Annotated in this window: 2 protein-coding genes and 1 pseudogene; all 3 read left to right on the top strand. The window is 70.8% G+C overall.

The window, feature by feature from the left end; translation table 11 throughout:
- Positions 1–408 (top strand): annotated as a pseudogene (locus KN815_RS44790) (serine/threonine protein kinase); the annotation flags it as partial.
- A 107-nt stretch (positions 409–515) separates the two neighbouring features.
- Complete coding sequence (gene mqnC, locus KN815_RS44785) at positions 516–1,715, top strand: cyclic dehypoxanthinyl futalosine synthase (RefSeq protein WP_216347551.1); 1,200 nt, start codon at positions 516–518, stop codon at positions 1,713–1,715.
- Positions 1,715–2,014: imidazolonepropionase-like domain-containing protein (locus tag KN815_RS44780; protein ID WP_216347550.1), on the top strand; the 300-nt coding region annotated here is incomplete at its 3' end. The genes mqnC and KN815_RS44780, both read left to right, overlap by 1 nt.

Raw genomic sequence — 2,014 nt, 5'->3', positions numbered from 1 at the left:
CCCTCCGCCACCGGACGGAACCCGGGAGACGGAGCGCACGACGACTCCGGGAAGGGTGCCGTACCCAAGGCGTTCCTCGGCACCTGGCAGGGCGATCTGACCTCCGACTCGGGCATCCCGGTGGGCACCTTGACCATCACCTTCCGGCAGGGCCGCACCGGGCAGGACGTCGCCAGCGGCCGGGTCAAGCTGTCGGTGCTGCGCTGCGACAGCACCTGGAAGCTGGTCTCGGCGGCCCCGAAACAACTCCACCTGGACGCGCGCCTGAAGGGCTCCGAGCCCCAGCAGGGGTGTAGCGACGCCTCGACGGACGAGCAGTTCACCCTCACCCGCGACGGGACGCTCAGCTACCGGGCGAAGGACGACCAGGCGGGTGACCCCACGGGCACTCTGCGCAAGCTGCGATGAGCGGGGGCGGGCGGCGGCCGGTGTGCCCGACACGTACTCGTAGTGGCGTAAAGGTGCTGGCGTACGCTGGGTCGGTCCACCCGTAAACCTCCGAAAGGTACGCCCCGGTGACCGCAAACGCAGAGGTGCAGGTAGTCCTCGACCGCGCCGCCGACGGGGGTCGGATCACCCCACAAGAGGCGCTCGACCTTTACCGTTCGGCTCCGCTGCACGCGCTGGGGGCCGCCGCCGACGCGGTCCGGCGCCGTCGCTACGCGGGCACCGAGCACATCGCGACGTACATCATCGAGCGGAACATCAACTACACCAACGTCTGCGTCACGGCGTGCAAGTTCTGCGCCTTCTACGCCGCGCCGAAGGACACGGCGAAGGGCTGGAGCCGCGATCTCGACGACATCCTGCGGCGCTGCGCGGAGACCGTCGAGCTGGGCGGCACGCAGATCATGTTCCAGGGCGGCCACCACCCGGACTACGGCGTGGAGTACTACGAGAAGCACTTCTCGGCCATCAAGAAGGCGTTCCCGCAGTTGGTGATCCACTCGCTGGGGGCGTCCGAGGTCGAGCACATGGCGCGGATCTCGGGGGTCTCGGCCGAGGAGGCCATCCGCCGTATCCGCGCGGCCGGTCTCGACTCCTTCGCGGGCGCGGGCGCCGAGCTGCTGCCCGAGCGGCCGCGCAAGGCCATCGCACCGCTGAAAGAGTCGGGCGAGCGCTGGCTGGAGATCATGGAGATCGCCCATAACCTCGGCGTGGAGTCCACCTCCACCATGCTGATGGGCACCGGCGAGACCAACGCCGAGCGGATCGAGCACCTCCGCATGATCCGCGATGTACAGGACCGTACGGGCGGCTTCCGCGCCTTCATCCCGTACACCTACCAGCCCGAGAACAACCATCTGAAGGGCCAGACGCAGGCGACCGTATTCGAGTACCTGCGGATGATCGCCATCGCGCGGCTCTTCTTCGACAACGTCGCCCATATCCAGGGTTCCTGGCTGACCGTGGGCAAGGAGGCCGGCCAGCTCGCCCTGCACTACGGGGCGGACGACCTCGGCTCGGTGATGCTGGAGGAGAACGTGGTCTCCTCGGCGGGCGCCCGCCACCGCTCCAACCGGATGGAGCTGCTCCACCTCATCCGCGCCGCCGGCCGGGTCCCCGCGCAGCGCGCGACGACGTACGAGCACCTGGTGGTGCACGACGACCCGGCGAACGACCCGGTCGACGACCATGTCGTCTCGCATCTGTCCTCGACGGCGATCGAAGGTGGCACGGCCCACCCCGAGCTGACGGTGATCCAGGCGTCCTGATGCTCACGCTCCACGCGGCGCCCGTCGTCCGGCACACCCCCGACGACGCGGCGCCGCTGCACGAGGCCGCCGTCGCGGTCGACGGCGACCGCATCGCGGCCATCGGCCCCCTGGCGGAGCTGCGGCGGACCTATCCGCGGGCCCGGGTGCGGGAGTGGCCCGGGGAGCTCGGCCCGGCCCTCGTCCACGAGGGCCTGGTGCCGGACGCGCCCAGCCCGCGGGAGCGGATCCACGCCCTGCTGCGGCGGGGCGCGACCGCCGTCCTCGCGCACCACCTCGGCGACGCCGAGCTGCGCGCG

It is taken from the genome of Streptomyces niphimycinicus (assembly GCF_018883605.1).
Classification (GTDB): Bacteria; Actinomycetota; Actinomycetes; order Streptomycetales; family Streptomycetaceae; genus Streptomyces; species Streptomyces niphimycinicus.
Note: the sequence above shows the minus strand (reverse complement) of the source record. Positions and strands in the feature narration are given on the sequence as shown.